The sequence below is a fragment of the Serratia sp. 201 genome (assembly GCF_037027545.1).
Taxonomy (GTDB): Bacteria; Pseudomonadota; Gammaproteobacteria; order Enterobacterales; family Enterobacteriaceae; genus Serratia; species Serratia bockelmannii.
The window spans coordinates 1,503,713-1,521,142 of the sequence record NZ_JAXCHC010000001.1; the positions used below are offsets into that span (position 1 = coordinate 1,503,713).

Annotated in this window: 16 protein-coding genes; 7 read left to right on the plus strand and 9 right to left on the minus strand. The window is 62.0% G+C overall.

Annotation, left to right across the window (positions count from 1 at the left end; genetic code table 11):
• Positions 1-49 precede the first annotated feature (49 nt).
• Both WA302_RS07735 and WA302_RS07740 read left to right on the plus strand, forming a co-directional pair.
• A complete protein-coding gene (locus WA302_RS07735) occupies positions 50-1,090 on the plus strand; it encodes an oxidoreductase (protein ID WP_025302687.1) in 1,041 nt (346 codons plus the stop codon).
• A gap of 72 nt (positions 1,091-1,162) precedes the next feature.
• Positions 1,163-2,167, plus strand: a complete 1,005-nt coding sequence (locus WA302_RS07740) for a bile acid:sodium symporter family protein (protein WP_089180848.1) — start codon at positions 1,163-1,165, stop codon at positions 2,165-2,167.
• An 11-nt stretch (positions 2,168-2,178) separates the two neighbouring features.
• Here WA302_RS07740 and WA302_RS07745 read toward each other — a convergent pair whose 3' ends face one another.
• The 3 genes from WA302_RS07745 to WA302_RS07755 all read right to left on the minus strand — a co-directional run bounded on the left by WA302_RS07745 (position 2,179) and on the right by WA302_RS07755 (position 4,724).
• Positions 2,179-2,724 carry an AAA family ATPase gene (locus tag WA302_RS07745; protein WP_049203499.1) on the minus strand — a complete coding sequence of 182 codons (546 nt, stop codon included), beginning with the start codon at positions 2,722-2,724 and terminating at the stop codon, positions 2,179-2,181.
• A gap of 110 nt (positions 2,725-2,834) precedes the next feature.
• Positions 2,835-3,833 carry an adenosine deaminase gene (gene add, locus WA302_RS07750; RefSeq protein WP_336063369.1) on the minus strand — a complete coding sequence of 333 codons (999 nt, stop codon included), beginning with the start codon at positions 3,831-3,833 and terminating at the stop codon, positions 2,835-2,837.
• Positions 3,834-3,968: 135 nt separating this feature from the next.
• Positions 3,969-4,724, minus strand: a complete 756-nt coding sequence (locus tag WA302_RS07755) for a DeoR/GlpR family DNA-binding transcription regulator (RefSeq protein ID WP_025302690.1) — start codon at positions 4,722-4,724, stop codon at positions 3,969-3,971.
• Positions 4,725-4,821: 97 nt separating this feature from the next.
• Here WA302_RS07755 and WA302_RS07760 point away from each other — a divergent pair, with 97 nt between their 5' ends.
• Positions 4,822-5,418, plus strand: coding sequence for an NUDIX domain-containing protein (locus WA302_RS07760; protein ID WP_025302691.1), 597 nt, complete (start codon positions 4,822-4,824; stop codon positions 5,416-5,418).
• On the plus strand, positions 5,415-5,783 hold the full coding sequence (locus tag WA302_RS07765) for an NUDIX hydrolase (RefSeq protein WP_336063370.1): 369 nt from the start codon (positions 5,415-5,417) through the stop codon (positions 5,781-5,783). The genes WA302_RS07760 and WA302_RS07765 overlap by 4 nt, the downstream gene beginning before the upstream one ends.
• Before the next feature lie 32 nt (positions 5,784-5,815).
• On the opposite strand, the gene WA302_RS07770 is transcribed toward WA302_RS07765, so the two are convergent.
• Both WA302_RS07770 and malX read right to left on the minus strand, forming a co-directional pair.
• Positions 5,816-6,997, minus strand: coding sequence for a MalY/PatB family protein (locus WA302_RS07770; RefSeq protein ID WP_043143295.1), 1,182 nt, complete (start codon positions 6,995-6,997; stop codon positions 5,816-5,818).
• A complete protein-coding gene (gene malX / locus WA302_RS07775; protein WP_025302694.1) occupies positions 6,990-8,609 on the minus strand; it encodes a maltose/glucose-specific PTS transporter subunit IIBC in 1,620 nt (539 codons plus the stop codon). The genes WA302_RS07770 and malX overlap by 8 nt, the downstream gene beginning before the upstream one ends.
• Positions 8,610-8,832: 223 nt before the next feature.
• On the opposite strand from malX, the gene WA302_RS07780 reads away from it, so the two are divergent.
• A complete protein-coding gene (locus WA302_RS07780) occupies positions 8,833-9,864 on the plus strand; it encodes a Mal regulon transcriptional regulator MalI (RefSeq protein ID WP_025302695.1) in 1,032 nt (343 codons plus the stop codon).
• Here WA302_RS07780 and WA302_RS07785 read toward each other — a convergent pair.
• The gene (locus WA302_RS07785; protein ID WP_043143290.1) at positions 9,861-10,742 is read right to left on the minus strand and encodes a LysR family transcriptional regulator; all 882 of its coding nucleotides are present in this window, start codon (positions 10,740-10,742) and stop codon (positions 9,861-9,863) included. The two genes, WA302_RS07780 and WA302_RS07785, sit on opposite strands and share 4 nt — an antisense overlap.
• Before the next feature lie 206 nt (positions 10,743-10,948).
• Between WA302_RS07785 and blaSRT the strand changes: the two genes are divergently transcribed.
• Positions 10,949-12,085, plus strand: coding sequence for an SRT/SST family class C beta-lactamase (gene blaSRT, locus WA302_RS07790; protein WP_049208135.1), 1,137 nt, complete (start codon positions 10,949-10,951; stop codon positions 12,083-12,085).
• A gap of 26 nt (positions 12,086-12,111) precedes the next feature.
• On the opposite strand, the gene WA302_RS07795 is transcribed toward blaSRT, so the two are convergent.
• Positions 12,112-13,020 (minus strand): LysR family transcriptional regulator, encoded by a 909-nt coding sequence (locus WA302_RS07795; protein WP_025302698.1) that lies wholly within the window; start codon positions 13,018-13,020, stop codon positions 12,112-12,114.
• Between the two features lie 102 nt (positions 13,021-13,122).
• On the opposite strand from WA302_RS07795, the gene WA302_RS07800 reads away from it, so the two are divergent.
• Entirely contained in the window at positions 13,123-14,286 is a 1,164-nt protein-coding gene (locus WA302_RS07800) for a serine hydrolase domain-containing protein (protein ID WP_336063373.1), read from the plus strand.
• A 44-nt stretch (positions 14,287-14,330) separates the two neighbouring features.
• Here the strand turns inward: WA302_RS07800 and WA302_RS07805 are convergent, their stop codons facing one another.
• Both WA302_RS07805 and manA read right to left on the minus strand, forming a co-directional pair.
• The gene (locus WA302_RS07805) at positions 14,331-15,863 is read right to left on the minus strand and encodes a YdgA family protein (protein ID WP_025302700.1); all 1,533 of its coding nucleotides are present in this window, start codon (positions 15,861-15,863) and stop codon (positions 14,331-14,333) included.
• Between the two features lie 140 nt (positions 15,864-16,003).
• Positions 16,004-17,182 carry a mannose-6-phosphate isomerase gene (manA, locus tag WA302_RS07810; protein ID WP_197764856.1) on the minus strand — a complete coding sequence of 393 codons (1,179 nt, stop codon included), beginning with the start codon at positions 17,180-17,182 and terminating at the stop codon, positions 16,004-16,006.
• Between the last annotated feature and the right edge of the window lie 248 nt (positions 17,183-17,430).

The window sequence follows — 17,430 nt, forward strand, 5'->3', positions numbered from 1 at the left end:
ATGGTGTCAAATCGAAAGGGTCTGTCGTGAGCCAGCAAGAGGAAATCCCATGGCTGAGAAAATTCGTGTCGGGCTGGTCGGTTACGGCTACGCCGGCAAAACCTTTCATGCGCCGCTGATTGCCGGTACGCCGGGGCTGGAGCTGGCCGCCGTCTCCAGCAGCGATGCCGGCAAAGTGCACGCCGACTGGCCGTCGATGACGGTGGTGGGTGGTGCGCAGGCGCTGTTCGCCGATCCGGCCCTCGATCTGATCGTCATTCCTACCCCCAACGATACCCATTTCCCGCTGGCGCAGCAGGCGTTGGCCGCCGGCAAGCACGTGGTGGTGGATAAACCGTTTACCGTGACATTGTCACAAGCGCAGGCACTGCAACAGCAGGCGCAGCAGAGTGGTTTATTGCTGTCGGTGTTCCACAACCGCCGCTGGGACAGCGATTTCCTCACCCTTAAAGCGCTGTTAAACGACGGTTCGCTGGGCGAGGTGGTGTATTTCGAGTCACATTTCGATCGCTATCGGCCGCAGGTGCGCCAGCGCTGGCGTGAACAGGGCGGCGTCGGCAGCGGTATCTGGTTCGATTTGGGACCGCATCTGCTCGATCAGGCGCTGCAACTCTTCGGCAAACCCGAACGGCTGTTTGTCGATCTGGGTGAGCTGCGGCCGGGGGCGCAGGCGGTGGACTATTTCCACGCGCTGCTGAGCTATGGCGATCGCCGTGTGGTGCTGCACGCCAGCATGCTGGCTGCGGCAGAGAGCCCGCGCTACGTGGTGCACGGCACCCGTGGCAGCTATGTCAAATATGGCCTGGATCCGCAGGAAGACCGACTGAAGGCCGGTGAGCGCCTGCCACAGGCCGATTGGGGCTATGACATGCGCGACGGTGTAGTGACGCTGTCACGTGACGATCTGCTGGCTGAGAAACCGCTGCTCAATATTCCCGGCAACTACCCGGCTTATTACGCGGCGGTGCGCGACGCGATTGCCGGCATAGGCGAAAATCCGGTGCCGGCCGCCGACGCCATCGCGGTAATGGCATTGATCGAACTGGGGTTGGAATCGGCCCGGCTGCAGCAGGCGCTGCCGGTGGTCTGATCCCGTTCATTCCTCTGTGCCCGGCGCAACGTCGGGCCTTTTTACGACTTTACGTGCAAGGAAATCCGTTTCATGTCCTGGTTGCAGCGTTTGCGCATTGATAAATTTTTGCTGGTTCTGATTTTTGTGGTGATCGTCGCCTCGCTGTTCCCCTGCGAAGGCATCTGGAAAACCTTCTTTGAACACCTGACCACCGCCGCCATCGCGCTGCTGTTCTTTATGCACGGCGCCAAGCTGTCGCGCGAGGCGATCATCGCCGGCATGAGTCACTGGAAGCTGCACCTGCTGGTGTTCCTCAGCACCTTTGCGCTGTTCCCGCTGCTCGGGCTGGCGATGAACCTGCTGGTGCCGGGCATCATGACGCCGACGGTCTATCTCGGCTTCCTCTACCTGTGCGCGCTGCCGGCCACGGTACAATCGGCCATCGCCTTTACGTCGGCGGCGGGCGGCAACGTGGCGGCGGCGATCTGCAGCGCCTCGGCGTCGAGCATTCTCGGCGTATTCCTGTCGCCGCTGCTGGTGGGAGCATTGATGCATACCCAGGGCGGCAATACCGACGTATTGCACGCCATCGGTTCGATCATTCTGCAATTGATGGTGCCATTTGTGGTCGGTCACCTGGCGCGGCCATTGATCGGCAAGTGGGTCGATCGCCATCGTAAGTTGATCAACTTGACCGACCGTTCATCGATCCTGCTGGTGGTGTATACCGCATTCAGCGCGGCGGTGGTGGAAGGGATTTGGCACCGTATCGACGGTTGGTCGCTGCTGACCATCCTGGTGATGTCGCTGGTGCTGCTGACGGTGGTGCTGGTGATCAACACCTATGCGGCGCGCTGGCTGGGCTTCAACACCGCCGATGAGATCACCATCGTCTTCTGCGGCTCGAAAAAGAGCCTGGCGAACGGCATCCCGATGGCCAACGTGCTGTTCCCGGCCGCGGCGGTGGGCGCCATGGTGCTGCCGCTGATGATTTTCCACCAGGTTCAACTGATGGTGTGCGCGGTGCTGGCGCAGCGCTATGCGCGTAAAACCGCTAAACAGCGGGCCGAGGCGGAGGCGCTGGTGGCCAAATAGGCCGCAGGCCGCTAACGGTGGCCCAGCGCGTCGAGCAGAAAGTCGGCGCGCTCATCGGGTGAAACGCGCGGCAGCTCCTGCAGCCGATAGCCATAACGGCGATAGATGGCCACCATCGCCCGATAGGTCTGCTCGGCTTCGGCGAAAGACTGTTTCCTCTCGCTGTCCTGCGCATAAATCGCTCGCCACGGTGGGGTGATGAACACCGTATCGGCATAGCGAAAGGCGTCGATCGCCGCCGTTAAGGGGGCGGGGATCGATAATCCGCACAGCGTCAGGTAACCGGCGATATCCGGCAGGCCGCGATCGAAGAACCAACATGTTGCACCCGTCGCTTCGCGCCATGAATGCAGTTCCCAATCGAGCATCCGCTCGGCGAAAGCCTGACGATCGCCCCACGGTAGCGCATTACCCCCAATATTCACCTGATGCTGAATAATCGCCCGGCCCGCCTCCAAGGAGTGCGGGTAACCACGGCGATGAAGAACGTCGATGAGCGTGCTTTTGCCCGAACCCGGGCCGCCGGTCAGCACGATGCGGCGTAGTTTGTCAGACATACGGAATTCCTCTCTTGCCACAGAGTGATGGGGTGAAAACAGCGATAAAGACGAGCAGGCGGAAGAAAACGGGGGATGAGAAGAAGGCGCCGTTTGGCGCCTTGGGAGATTTAGCCCTGCACTTTGGCGCGCAGTGCCTGTTTTTCCTGTTCGCTGAGGAAAGCCAGCTTCAGGCCATTTTCCTGAGCGGTGCGGATTTCTTCCGGCGTCAGCCCGGCCTGCGGCGCGGCGACGCGGTATTCATGCTCGATCTCGATGCCCTGAACCGCCGGATCGTCGGTGTTGATCGACGCCAGCACGCCGTGGCGCAGGAAAGTGGCCAGCGGATGCTGCGCCAGCGACGGCACGGTGCTGGTCTGGATGTTGGAGGTCAGGCAGGACTCGATGCCGATGCCGTGTTCCGCCAGGAAGTCCATCAGCGCTGGATCTTCGACCGCTTTCACCCCGTGGCCGATACGTTCGGCGCCCAGCTCGCGGATCGCCTGCCAGATGCTTTCCGGGCCGGCGGCTTCGCCCGCGTGCACGGTGATGCGCAGGCCGGCGTCGCGCGCGCGGTTGAAGTGGCTGAGGAACAGGCTACCGGGGAAGCCCAGCTCATCGCCCGCCAAGTCCAGCGCGGTAATGCCGTCGCGGTGCGCCAGCAATCCTTCCAGCTCTTGCAGACAGGCAGCCTCGCCGAAGGTGCGGCTCATGATGCCGATCAGGCGAATGTCGATGTCGCAATCGCGGCAGCCCGAGCGGATCCCGTCGATCACCGCTTCCACCACGCCGGCGACCGGCAGCTGATGCTTCATCGCCATGTAGTAAGGGGAAAAACGCAGCTCGGCGTAGTGCAGGCCGGCGTTGGCGGCGTCCTCGACGTTTTCGTAAGCCACCCGGCGGCAGGCGTCCAGATCGCCCAGCACCGCCACGCCCCAGTCCAGTTTCTGCAGGAAGCTGACCAGGTCCGGTTCGGCATGGGTGATCTGCACGTGCGGGCGCAGGCTCTCCAAATCGTTGGCCGGCAGGGCGAGATTGAACTGGCGACCGAGGTCGAGAATGGTCTGCGCGCGGATGTTGCCGTCGAGATGGCGGTGAATGTCGGTAAGCGGTAGGCGGGGATCGATCATGCTGGGCACTCGCTAATTATCGTAGGTAAAGTGCAGAACAGTATAAAAACAAATGGATGAAACTTGCCATTGCGTTGCATAAAAAAGTGACGTGAATCACAAATAATGCGAGATATATCGCATTATCGTCGTGAATCAGGCTTTCAACACGCTGACGCCCGCCTGCTGCAACGGCGCGATCAGCGCGTCATCGGTAGCCCGCTCAACGATGATGGTGTGCGCCAGCGTAATATCGCCGATCGCATACTGCGAGGCGGCGTTAAGCTTGGCGGCGGAAGCCAGCACCACGGTTTCCGCCGCGCGGGCCGCCAGCGCGCGTTTGATGTAAGCCTCCTCCAGATCGCCGGTGCTCAGCCCCGCAGTGGGGTGTACGCCGGTCACGCCCATAAAATAGAGATCGGCGCGAATATGCGACATCGCTTCCACCGCGGCGGCGCCGACGCTGACGATCGAATGCTTGTACAGCCGGCCACCGATCAGAATCACCTCGACCGTGGGGTGATCGACCAGGCCCACGGCGACGCTGGGGCTGTGGGTGACGATGGTGGCGTTGAGGTTGGCCGGCAGTTGCCTGACCAGCTCTGCAGAGGTGGTGCCTCCGTCGATAATCACTACCTGGCCGGGGGCGATCAGCGCCGCTGCCGCTTTGGCGATCGCGCGTTTGGCGCCGGATTCCAACTGATTGCGTTCGGCAAAGCTGGCAATGGCGGAAGAAACCGGCAGGGCGCCGCCATGCACCCGCTGTAGCAACCCTTCGGCGTCCAATTCGCGCAGATCGCGCCGGACCGTATCTTCCGACAGCCCGAACATTTCGCTGAGCTGCTTGGCTAACACCTGGCCGTCCTGAGCCAGTTTTTCCAGGATGATTTTCTTGCGCTGGCTGGTCAACATGGCCATTTTCCTCTCAAATTTGGTTTGCACGAAATATCTTGATCATACACGAAACTGCACGATAGTATCAATTTCCTTCCTCTGGCGGAGTAAACCGATGATAGCCACTAAAGACAGGGTTCGCATTGTCGAAACCCGGGTGTTGTCCGATGACTGGTACCTGCTGAAAAAAACCACCTTTGATTTTCTGCGGCGCGACGGCGTCTGGCAGCGGCAAAGTCGCGAGACCTACGATCGCGGTGATGGCGCGGTCATTTTGCTGTTCAACCGGCAGGCGCAAACGGTGATCCTGACGCGCCAGTTCCGCTTTCCGGCCTTCGTCAACGGCCATGACGGCATGTTGATTGAGGCTGCCGCCGGGTTGCTGGACAACGCGTCGCCGGAGGCACGCATCCGCGCCGAAGCGGAAGAGGAAACCGGCTATTTCGTGCAGAGCGTGGAGAAAGTATTCGAAGCCTATATGAGCCCAGGCTCGGTCACCGAGAAGCTGCACTTTTTCGTCGGCGAATATCAGGCGGGCGACCGCATCAACGAGGGCGGCGGGTTGGCGGCGGAGGGGGAAGATCTGGAGGTGCTCGAGCTGCCGCTGGCGCAAGCCCTGCAGGCGATTCGCCAGGGCACGATCGTTGACGCCAAGACCATCATGCTGCTGCAGTTTGTCGCCTTGAACCGGACGTTGGAGGAAGAACGATGAAAGCACAACAAATCTTGATTGCCGGCCCTTATCGCAGCGGCACCGATGGCGATCCGCAGCGTATCGCCGCCAATCTGGCGCGCCTGGAACAGGCCGCGCTGGCGGTTTACCAGCGGGGGCACGTGCCGGTGATCGGCGAGTGGCTGGCGCTGCCTTTGGCGGCGGCGGCAGGTTCCACTCAGCTTGGCGATGCGGTGAGCGAGGCGTTTCTTTACCCGGTGGCGCATCGGCTGATTGCACAGTGTCAGGCGGTGTATCGCATCGAAGGGGCGTCTGCGGGGGCCGATAACGACGTGCGGCTGGCCAACGAGTGGGGATTGACGGTTTATCATCATCTGGAGGAGATCCCGTCTGTTCAGGCGTAACGCCGGGGCGGGCAGAGGCTCGCCCCCTCGCGTTATTGCTCGTCCAGCACCAACCTCAATCCGGCGATCAGCTTGTCCATGCCGGCCTCCAGCTTGCTGCGCGGGCAGCCGACGTTGAGACGCAGGAACCCGCGGCCTTCCTCGCCGTAGGTAAAGCCCGGCATGATCGCCACCTTTTCACGCTCGATCAGCACCTGCTGCAGCGCCCGATCGTCCACGGCCAGCGGCCGCAGATCGATCCAGGCCAGGTAGGTGGCCTGCGGCGGGCGCCAGCCCAGCGCGGGAAACGCCTGCTCCAGCCGCTCGGCGACGTAGGTCAGATTATCCTGCAGGTAGTCGCGCAGGGCGTCCAGCCAGGGTTCGCCGTGGCGGTAGGCGGCCACGTGCGCCGCCACCGCCAGCACCGCCGGCGAGGAGAGGCCATCGCGGGCTTTGAGCTGCTGGAAATAGGCTTCGCGGCTGGCGTCGTCGCTGATAAAGCCGTAGGCGCCGGTTAGCGCCGGAATGTTGAAACTCTTGGAGCCGGAGGTCAGCAAGGCCCAGGCGCCGGTCGCCACCTGGCTCCACGGCGTATGGCGGTGTTCACCCCAGACCATGTCCATGTGGATTTCATCGCTGATCACGCGCACGTCATGGCGCTCGCACAGTTCGGCCATCTGCTGCAGCTCGTCGCGGCGCCACACTTTGCCGGTGGGGTTATGCGGGCTGCACAGCAGCAGGATCTTGGTTTGCGGCCGCGCCAGCAGCGCTTCGAGATGCGCCATGTCGCAGCGCCAGTCGTCGCCGGCCTTGTGCAGCGGGCAGGCCAGCAGCTGGCGCTGATTGGCGAGGATCACCTTATAGAAGGCATCGTAGGCCGGGGTATGGGTCACCACATAGTCGCCCGGAATGGACCATTGGCGGATCAGCTGCGCCGCCATGTAGATAACGGAAGGGCCGTACACCGCCGTTGCGGTGTCGATAGCGGTGTTGAAGCGTTGCTGATACCAGTGGCGCAGCGCGCCGAGAAAATCCTCATGCTGCCAGCGGCTGTAGCCCAGCACGCCGTGCTGCAGGCGTTGCTGCAACGCCTCGAGAATGCACGGCGCGGTGGCGAAATCCATATCGGAGATGGTGAACGGCAGCAGGTCGTCGCTGCCGAAACGATCGGCGATATAGTCCCACTGGGTGCACCAGGTGCCGTGGCGGTCGATCGGGGTGGAGAAATCAAACATGGGTGGCTCCCTGCAGCGCCGCGGCAGGTTGCGCCGTGGCTATCAGTGAGTCTAATTCATCCTTCACCGATTGCACCTGCGGACCGATCACCACCTGCAGATTATGGTCGTTGAGATGCACCACGCCGATGGCGCGGTGGGCCTTCAGCGCCGCGTCGTCCACCTGACTCATGTCGTTGACCGACAGGCGCAGGCGGGTGATGCAGTTGTCCAGCGTGATAATGTTGCCCGGGCCGCCGAGCGCCGCCAGAATCGCCGGCACGTTGTAGCCGGATTTGCCCACCGCGCCGCTCGGCGCGCTTTGGCTGACGGCGCTGTCGCTCTCACGGCCCGGCGTTTTGATGTTAAAACGCTGGATGGCGAAGCGGAAAATGGCGTAATAGCCGACGAACCAGACGGCGGCCACCACCGGCACCAGATACCACTTGGTGGCGGTGCCGTGCAGAATGCCGAACACCACGAAGTCGATGATGTTGCCGTCGGTGTTGCCGATGGTCACGCCCAGCAGCGCCATCACGGTAAAGCCCAACCCGGTGAGCAGCGCGTGGATCAGATACAGGAACGGCGCGACGAACAGGAACAGGAACTCGATCGGCTCGGTGGTGCCACCAACCACGCAGGCCACCACGCCGGAAATCAACAGCCCTTTGATTTTATGACGGTTCTCCGGCTTGGCGCAGTGGTACATCGCCAGCGCCGCGCCCGGCAGGCCGCCGAGAAACGCCGGCATTTTACCCTGCGACAGGAAGCGGGTGGCGCTCTCGGCGAAGCCGGTGGTGGTTGGGCAGGAGAGCTGCGCCTGGAAGATGGTCAGGGCACCGCTGACGCTGTGGCCGCACACCTCCATGGTACCGCCCGCCTCGGTAAAGCGGATTAGCGCCACCAGAATGTGCTGCAGGCCGAACGGCAGCAGCAAGCGTTCGCCGGTGCCGAACAGCATCGGGCCAAAGGCGCCGGCGCTGTTGATCACCCAGCCCAGCCCGGTGATGCCGGCGGCGAACCACGGCCAGATCAGCGGGATCACCAGGCCGCACAGGCCCAGCACCACGGTGGTGACGATCGGCACGAAGCGCGTGCCGCCGAAGAACGCCAGTGCGTCCGGCAGGCGGATGGTGTGGAAGCGTTCATGCAGGCGATAGACGATGATGCCGACGATCACCGCGCCGAGGATGCCGGTATCGATCGACTGAATGCCGAGGATGTTCTGGATATTGTTGGCTTTCAGCACCAGCGGATCGCTGGTGGGCAGCACGCCGGCGGCGGTCAGGTAGAAGTTGGTGCCCAGATTCAGCACGGCGAAGCCGACGAAGCCGGAGAAGGCGGCGACGCCCTTGTTCTCACGCGCCATGCCCAGCGGAATGGCGATGGCGAACATCACCGGCAGGAAGCTGAAGGCGAAGGAGCCTACCTTGCTCATCCAGGTAAAGATCAGCTGGAAGATCGGGTGGCCGATAAACGGCATCAGGGTGATCACGTCGCGGCTGCTCAGCGAGCTGCCGATCCCCAGCATGATGCCGCAGAAAGAGAGCAAGGCGACGGGCAACATGAAGGTTTTGCCCAGGCTCTGGAAGAACTCCCAGAGGGTGATTTTGGGTTTGTTGGCTGCTGACATAACCGACTTCTCCTGGCGAAAAGACGAGCAAAAAGGGGACTTCTGATTAGGTAAAAAGAAGATAAAACGTTTTACCTAGCAAAAATGCGCCGCCAATCACAAATCTGCCGCCCGGTTTTTGGCGACAATGCGGCAGGCAGTAAAACGTTTTACTGAGCTAACGGATTCGGTATACCCTTGATCATTACGGCGCGGGTTGCCCAGGAACGGGTTCGCAGAGACTATGAGCATCAAAAAAATCACCATCACCGATGTGGCGCAGCAGGCGGGCGTGTCGGTCACCACGGTTTCCCTGGTGTTGAGCGGCAAGGGGCGCATTTCGCCGACCACCGTCGAGAAGGTCAATCAGGCGATAGAGCAGCTGGGTTATGTGCGCAATCGCCAGGCGGCGACGCTGCGCGGCGCGGAGTCCGGAGTGATTGGCCTTATTCTGCGCGACATCTGCGAACCCTTCTATGCCGAAATGACCGCCGGGCTGAGCGAGGCGCTGGAGGCGCACGACAAGCTGCTGTTTTTAACCCAGAGCGGACGCGATGGCCAAGGCTTGCAGCGGGCGTTTGACGCGCTGCTGGCGCAGGGCGTTGACGGCATCGTGCTGGCGGGCGGCATCCGCGCGGCGGCGGGCCTGAAGGAAAAGGCGGCCGAGCAGGGCGTGCCGCTGGTGTGCGTGGCGCGCTCCAGCGGTCTCGAGGGCGTGGACGTGGTGCGGCCGGACAATATGCAGGCCGCCAAGCTGGCCACCGAATTTTTGATCAAACGCGGCCACAGCCAAATTGCTTACCTCGGCGGCCAGAGCGACTCATTGACGCGCGCCGAGCGGCTGGGCGGATTTTGCGCCACGCTGGTACAGTACGGCCTGCCGTTTCGCAGCGAATGGATCGTCGAGTGTGATTGCCGGCAGCGTGAGGCGGCGGAAGCGGCGGAACAGCTGCTGCGCCACTACCCGAACATTACCGCCATCGTTTGCCACAAGGCGTCGGTCGCGCTCGGCGCCTATTTTGGCCTGACGCGCAGCGGCCGCAGCATCGGCTCGGACGGGGTCGACGCCTACTACGGCCGGCAGGTAGCGCTGATCGGTTTCGGCGACGTGCCGGAGGCCGAGCTGACCGAACCGCCGCTGACCTTCGTCTCCAGCTCGGCGCGGGAAGTGGGGCGCAGCGCCGCTGCGCGCCTGCTGCAGCGTATCGGTGACGCCGACCTGCCGGCGCAGAACGTCATTCTGCCGCCGACGCTGATCCGGCGCGGCTCCGCCTAGTCCCGCCGCTGCTCCTCTTCCGCCTCCCGGCGGATCCAACCGATAAAGGTTTTCATCGCCGGCGTCAGATCCCGCGACTTCAAATGGGTCAGCCAATAGGCGCCGAGCGCGGCCTCGGTGGCAAACGGCCTTTGCAGCGCGCCGGCGGCCAGTTCGCGGCGGAACATGCTGACCGGCGCCAGCGCCACGCCATCGCACTGGATCGCGCCTTCCACCATCAGCCTTGACGAGTCGAACACCGGGCCGTTGATCCGCCACGGCGTCACCTGCGCCGCCGTGAACCAGCGCTCCCATTCATCCTTGCGGTAGGTGCGCATCAGCTGCTCGTGCTGCAGATCCTGCGGCGTGCTCAGGCGCGCGGCGACCGTCGGCGGGCAGAGCACCGTCAGCGGCGCGTCGAACAGCTTAATATTGCAGGTGGCGGGCCAGAGGCCTTCGCCGAAGCGGATGGCGAAATCCATACCGTCGGCCGACAGATTGACCAGATTGTTGTGGGTTAGCACCCGCAGATCGATAAACGGGTGCGCCGTGCGGAACGCCGCCAGCCTCGGCATCAGCCAGCCGACGGCGAAGGTGCCGACCACCGCCACCGTCAGCACCTCGTGGAAATGCCCGCCTTCGAACTGCTGCAGCACCGCCTCAATGCTGTCGAAGGCGTCGCTCAACACCGGCAGCAGCGCCTGACCCTCTTCGGTCAAATCGAGCCCGCGCGGCAGGCGGCGGAACAGCTGGATGCCCAGCTGTTCTTCCAGCATGCGTACCTGCTGGCTGATGGCGGCCTGGGTCACCCGCAGCTCCAGGCCGGCGCGGGTGAAGTTCAGGTGGCGGGCGGAGGATTCGAACGCCCGCAGGGCGTTGAGGGGAAGTCGATTGCGCATTGTCGATAGCCATAAGTTTTTCTTTATGCTGGCTGAAATTATTATCGCTTGTCAACCCGGCGGCAAAATCCGATATTTGGCGCGGCTGCTGAGAGCGTCGCGGCAGCCGTAAAGGAATGACATCATCAATCAGGGAAAGCGCCGTGTATAACGCCAACAAAAACTTTTGGCCGCGGCCGATGCCCTGCAACCTAAGAGCTTCTATCATGACGAAAATGAACCGCCTGGCGGCCGCGCTGATCGCCGCGCTGATCCTGCCGACCGCGCACGCCGCGCAGCAGCAGGATATCGACGCCGTTATTCAGCCGCTGATGAAAAAATATGGCGTGCCGGGCATGGCGATCGCCGTGTCGGTCGACGGCAAACAGCAGATTTACCCGTATGGCGTTGCCTCGAAGCAGACCGGCAAACCGATCACCGAGCAGACGCTGTTCGAAGTGGGCTCGCTGAGCAAAACCTTCACCGCGACGCTGGCGGTCTATGCGCAGCAGCAGGGCAAACTGTCGTTTAAAGACCCGGCCAGCCGCTACCTGCCCGAGCTGCGCGGCAGCGCCTTCGACGGCGTCAGCCTGCTGAATCTGGCGACGCATACCTCCGGTTTGCCGCTGTTCGTGCCGGACGACGTAACCGACAACGCCCAACTGATGGCGTACTACCGGGCCTGGCAGCCGAAACACCCGGCGGGCAGCTACCGCGTCTATTCCAACCTCGGCATCGGCATGCTGGGCATGATCGCCGCCAAGAGCCTCGACCGGCCGTTTATCCAGGCGATGGAACAGGGGATGCTGCCGGCGTTGGGCATGAGCCACACCTACGTTCAGGTGCCGGCTGCGCAGATGGCCAACTATGCGCAGGGCTACAGCAAGGACGATAAACCGGTGCGGGTCAATCCCGGCCCGCTGGACGCCGAATCTTACGGCATCAAGTCCAACGCCCGCGATCTGATTCGCTATCTGGACGCCAACCTGCAGCAGGTGAAGGTGGCGCAGCCGTGGCGCGAGGCGCTGGCCGCCACGCACGTCGGTTATTACAAGGCGGGTGCGTTCACGCAGGATCTGATGTGGGAGAACTACCCGTACCCGGTGAAGCTGTCGCGTTTGGTTGAAGGCAACAACGCCGGGATGATCATGAACGGCACGCCGGCCACCGCCATCACGCCGCCGCAGCCGGAATTGCGCGCCGGCTGGTATAACAAAACCGGCTCTACCGGCGGTTTCTCCACCTACGCGGTGTTTATCCCGGCGAAGAATATCGCCGTGGTGATGTTGGCCAACAAGTGGTTCCCGAATGACGATCGCGTCGAGGCGGCTTACCACATCATCCAGGCGCTGGAGAAGCTCTGACGCTCAGGGGCGCCGGCGAGGCGCCCCTACCACCGATGCTGCCGTTCACGCCGCTCGCGCATGAAATCGATAAAGGCGCGCAGCTTGAGCGGCAGATGCCTGCCGGCGGGAAAGTAGATGAAAAATCCCGATGCCTCGCTGGCATACTCCGGCAGCACTTCCACCAGTTGCCCCTGCGCCAGTTCTTGCACCACCGTGCCCTGAAAACGCTGTGCGATACCCAGGCCCGCCAATGCCGCATCCTTGATCAACCGATCCTCGTTAAAGATCAAACTGCCGCTGACGTCCAGCGCGCGTTCATCGTCGCCCAGGCTGAAATACCAGGGCTCCATTTTTCCGCTGCCGGGAAAGCGGTAGCGCAGGCAGTGGTGAGCTGGCAGATCGTCCGGCGTGGCCGGTACGCCGCAGCGCGTCAGATAGTCGGGCGAGGCGACCAGCACCCGGCGCTGGCCGTTGTCGATTGGCACGGCGATCATGTCCTTTTGCAGCATCGCGTGCATGCGAATGCCGGCATCGAAACTGCCCAGTACCAGATCGGAAAAGCGGTCTTCGGTAAACAGCTCAAGCTGTACTTCGGGATAGCGCCGTTGAAATTCCGCCAGGTGCGGCATCACCAGCAGCGAAGCGGCCAGTTGCGGCAGCGTGATGCGCAGCAGGCCCGCCGGCTGTGCGCCCAGGGTGCGCACGTCGTCTGCCGCCACGTCGATCTGGCTCATGGCCGGCGAGACCTTCTGATAGAACAACCGGCCCTCGTCGCTGAGGCGCACCGAGCGGCTGGTGCGGTGAAATAAGCGCACCCCCAGCTGATTCTCCAGCGCCTGAATGTTTTGTGACACCGCCGGCGGCGTGACGCCCAGTTGGTTGGCTGCGCGGGTAAAGTTGCCCAGGCGTGCGACGGCTTCGAAATAGGGCAGCAGTTGCAGGAGTGAACTCATCTATTAATAACCTGTGTTTAATGATTCATTAAATTATGCCTTATTTTAATTTATGACGAACGTTTTAGACTGGTTTTACTTTCCCTCAGCGAGATAAAAATCATGTCGGCAACACAACGGGCGTTAACAGAACGGATCGCGGCGATCGATCAACAGGCGATGGCCGAAGGGCGCATCGTGGGCAGCGTGGTGCTGGTGGCGCGGCAGGGCGAGATTTGTTACGCCGGCGCGACCGGTTATGCCGATCGCGAAGCGCGGCGGCCGATGCGGCGAGAAACGCAGTTTCGGCTGTCGTCGGTCTCCAAACCCTATACCACGCTGGCGGCGCTGCGCCTGATTGAACGGGGCAAGCTGAGCCTGGACGATGCGGTCAGCGACTGGCTGCCGTGGTTTACCCCGGCGCTGGCGGATGGCCGGCGCCCGACGATCAAGATCCGTCATTTGCTGAGTCATACCGCCGGGCTGGACTATCGGCTGAACCAACCGCCGGCAGGCGTTTACCATCAGTTGGGGATCCAGGACGGCGTGGAGCTGTCGACGCTGACGCTGGAGCAAAACCTGCGGCTGTTGGCGCAGGCACCGTTGCTGTCGCAACCGGGAGAGCGCTTCAATTATTCGCTGGCTATCGACGTGCTTGGCGCGGTGTTGGAGCGGGTGACGGGCATGCCGCTGCCGCAGCTGTTTGTCGAATGGGTGGCGCGGCCGCTGGGGTTCGGCAATACCGCGTTTTATACGACGGACGCCGCGAATCTGGCGACGCCGTATTACAACACGCCGCAAGGGCCGCAGCGCATGCATGAAGGCCTGCGGGTGGCGCTGCCGGAGGAGATGGCGGGGGGCGAGGTGCTGTTTTCACCCGCGCGGGCGCTTAACGCGGAGGCTTATCCTTCCGGCGGCGCGGGCATGGTCGGCGATGCCGACGATGTGCTGCAGCTGGTGGAAGCGTTGCGCAGCGGCGGGCAGGGCATCTTGCAGCCGGACACGGTGGCGTTGCTGCGCAGTCCGCATGTGGGGGCGCAGGCGCAAACGCAAGGGCCGGGCTGGGGATTTGGTTTCGGCGGTGCGCTGCTGGTGGACGCAGAAGCGGCGCAGACGCCGCAGCATGTCGGCACGCTGACCTGGGGCGGCGTTTATGGCCACAGCTGGTTCTTTGATCCACAGGCGCAGCTGAGCGTGGTGATACTGACCAACACCGCGTTTGAGGGCATGTGCGGCCGCTATCCGCAGCAGATCCGCGATGCGGTGTATGCGGCGCTGCAGGGGTAAATAAAAAGGGCCCCGCAGGGGGCCCTTGTCAGGCTTTCAGGCGATTACTGCGCCGGTGCCGGAGCGGGTTCCGCTTCCTGCGCCGGTTCAGCGTCTTCCGCCGGGGCGCCCAGCATGGCGAACTGGCCGATGAACTCCTGCAGAGACATCTTGTTGCCGTTCAGGTCAACCTGATTGTCAGCGTAGTGGAACTTGCTCGCGATCACGCCGTCTTTCTGGGTGGTCAGCTTGAACATCTGGCCCATGGCCGCCAGGCCCTGCACTTGCTGCTGCGCCAGTTTCTGCGCGTCTTCCTCATTGTAACCCTGCAACAGAGCGGTCTTCGCGGTCACTTCGGTGGCCATCGCTTCTGGAATGGTCAGGCTGAGATCCAGCTTTTTGACCGCCTGAGCGATCACTTGATCCGGCGACTGTGCCGGGGAGGCGGCCTTGCTCGGATCGGTCATCGCCAGATCCAGCGTGAAGAGGCTCTCACCCTTGCTGTTTTTCCAGCTCAGCGGGGCGATGCTGAGGCTTGGGTTGCCTTTCAGCAGCATCGGCAGGTTCTTTTGCAGCATCTCGGAGGTCTGCTGTTCGTAGACGTCCGGATCCAGGTTCTCGCCCTGCTGCAGCAGCGCCATGGTTTGGCGGTTGTAGCTGTCGGAGAAGTCTTTCAGCGCCTTGCCGTCGACGTTGTCGATTTTCAGCGTCAGTTTACCGGCGCCGAAGTCGTTGCCCTGCACCTTGAGCGCGTCCATGGTGTAATCGATCTGGCCGCCGATGTTGCTGCTGCCTTGCTCGCCGAACTTGCTCACCAGATTGAAACCGTCCAACGCCACGGTGTCTTTACCGTCGATCGTCAGTTTGAACTGTTTCAGGGTCATCGTCTGATCGCCGAGCTTCACGCCGAACTTGCTTTCGTTGCTGTTGCCTTTCAGGTTGAAGCCCTGGAAGGTGATCTGCTCGTTTTGGCCGAATTCGTTCGGGCTGGCGAACACGATAGTGTCGCTATTGGCGTCCAGCGCGAATTTTTTCAGATCGCGGGACACGTCGGCGTCAATGGTGGCGCCGCTGAATTTCAACGAAGATTTATCCTTCTGGTAGTCCAGTGGGATAAAGTCGATGGTGGACGCGGTATCGCCGCTGTACGAGATGCGCGAATCGGCGGTAAACAGCGATTTGCCTTTGGTGGTTTCAAACAGGCCTTTCACCGCCGGGGTGTTTTCCAGCTCGGTATGCACCGACGCCATGCTCGGCAGCAGGTTGAATTTTTTCAGCTGCGCGAACGGGAACGGACCGTGATCGATGGTTTCCAGGAACGCCACTTCTTCACCGGCTTTCAGCGCCGCGTTTTCACTGGTATCCGTGCCGTCGGAACGCAGCACATAACGCACTTTACTGCTGAACAGGCCGCGCTGGTAATTTTCATAGCTCAGCTTGACGCCGGCTTTCGGCAGGTAGGCTTTCAGTTGGCCGTTGGCGTTGTCGACGACTTCGCCCATGTGCTGCTCGATCTGTTTCCCGGTGTACCAGGATGCCCCGGTCCATGCTGCGCCAAGAACGACAATGACGCTGACAGCGACTAACGATTTTTTCATAGCTCTGTTTCATCCTTTTTTCTTATCACCCTCCGTTGCGTGGGAGGGGCAAATAGGGGCCGCCAAAAAACGCCCGCAGGCGTTTAATTGTGGGGGCAGCTCTCGCTTTCAGCAAGCAATTTGCTGAAATTTATCAACGGTTAGGCCAGTTGGTTATAAACCCGGGCGATGCGGCCGCTGCCGCTGACGTTGACCGGGGATTCGAAGGCGCCGATAAAGCAGGATTCACCCGATTTGAGCGTCAGGCGCTGCCCGGATTTTTCCAGCGTCGCTTCGCCGCTGACGCAGAACACGATAGCCGCGCTCCGCTGTGCCAGCGCCTGCGGCGCGGCGGTCAAATCGTGCAGTGAGAAGGCGAAATCTTCCACCGGGATCGGGAAGAACAGCTCGTTGCCGCGCCGCTCCGGTTGGGTCAGCAGGCCGGAAGCCGGCTGCGGGCGAAACTGCAGGTTGGCCAGCAGCTCGGGCACGTCGATAAATTTCGGCGTCAGGCCGGCACGCAGCACGTTATCCGAGTTGGCCATCACTTCCAGCGCCACGCCTTTCAGGTAGGCGTGCGGCGTTTCGGCATACAGGAACATCGCTTCGCCCGGCGCGAGCTGCACCACGTTCAGCAGCAGCGGTGAGAACAGGCCGCTGTCGTCCGGATAGAAACCGGCGATGAACCGCACGGTATCCCAGGGTTCACCCTGCTGGTTGTTGAGCGCGGCTTTCAGCACGCCGAGCGCCAGCGACTTCTGCTCGCCGCTCATCGTCAACAGGCTGGCGAACAGGGTGGACAGATGGGCGGTGTCCGGCTGCTGCAGGAAGGCGGCGATATCGTGGTGCGCGCCGGCGATAGGTTGCAGCAGGGAAACGATATCGGCCAATTCACGAAAACCGTTCATCGCCAGGAACGGCGTCAGCGCGAACACCAGCTCGGGCTTGTGATTGGGATCTTTGTAGTTGCGTTCGGCGGCGCTCAGCGGGATGCCGGCGGCGTTCTCTTTCGCGAATCCGACCTCGGCCGCCGCTTTGCTCGGGTGGACCTGGATCGACAGCGGCTGATCGGCGCACAGCACTTTAAACAGGAACGGCAACTCGCCAAAACGGCTGGCGACGTTGGCGCCCAGCTGTTTTGGCTGGTCTTCGTCGATCAGATCGCGCAGCGAACGCAGTTCACCGTCGGCGCCCGGCACGCGGGAAGGGCTCTTGGGATGGGCGCCCATCCACAGTTCGGCCATCGGCTGATTATCCGGGTTGGCGATGCCGTAAAGACGGGTCAGCGCGTCGTGGCTGCCCCAAGCGTAATTCTGTACCGCGTTGGTCATTTTTTGCATGTCGATAAACGTCCTTCTGCGTCATTGCCGCACTATTGGCAATTAACCTTCTGATTTTATACGGTTAACTCAATCTATGCCGACGACCATCATACCCTCGCGTCGGCAGGAAAAATCATGGGCGCGATCAAAACATCGCCGGATAACGTCGCGCCCGGCAACGGGGCCAAAGTATAGCGTGATAACGATCGGCGTCTCAATTGGTGCGCAGGTCTCAACGCGGCCCAGAAAATCCGTCGCAAGATTAT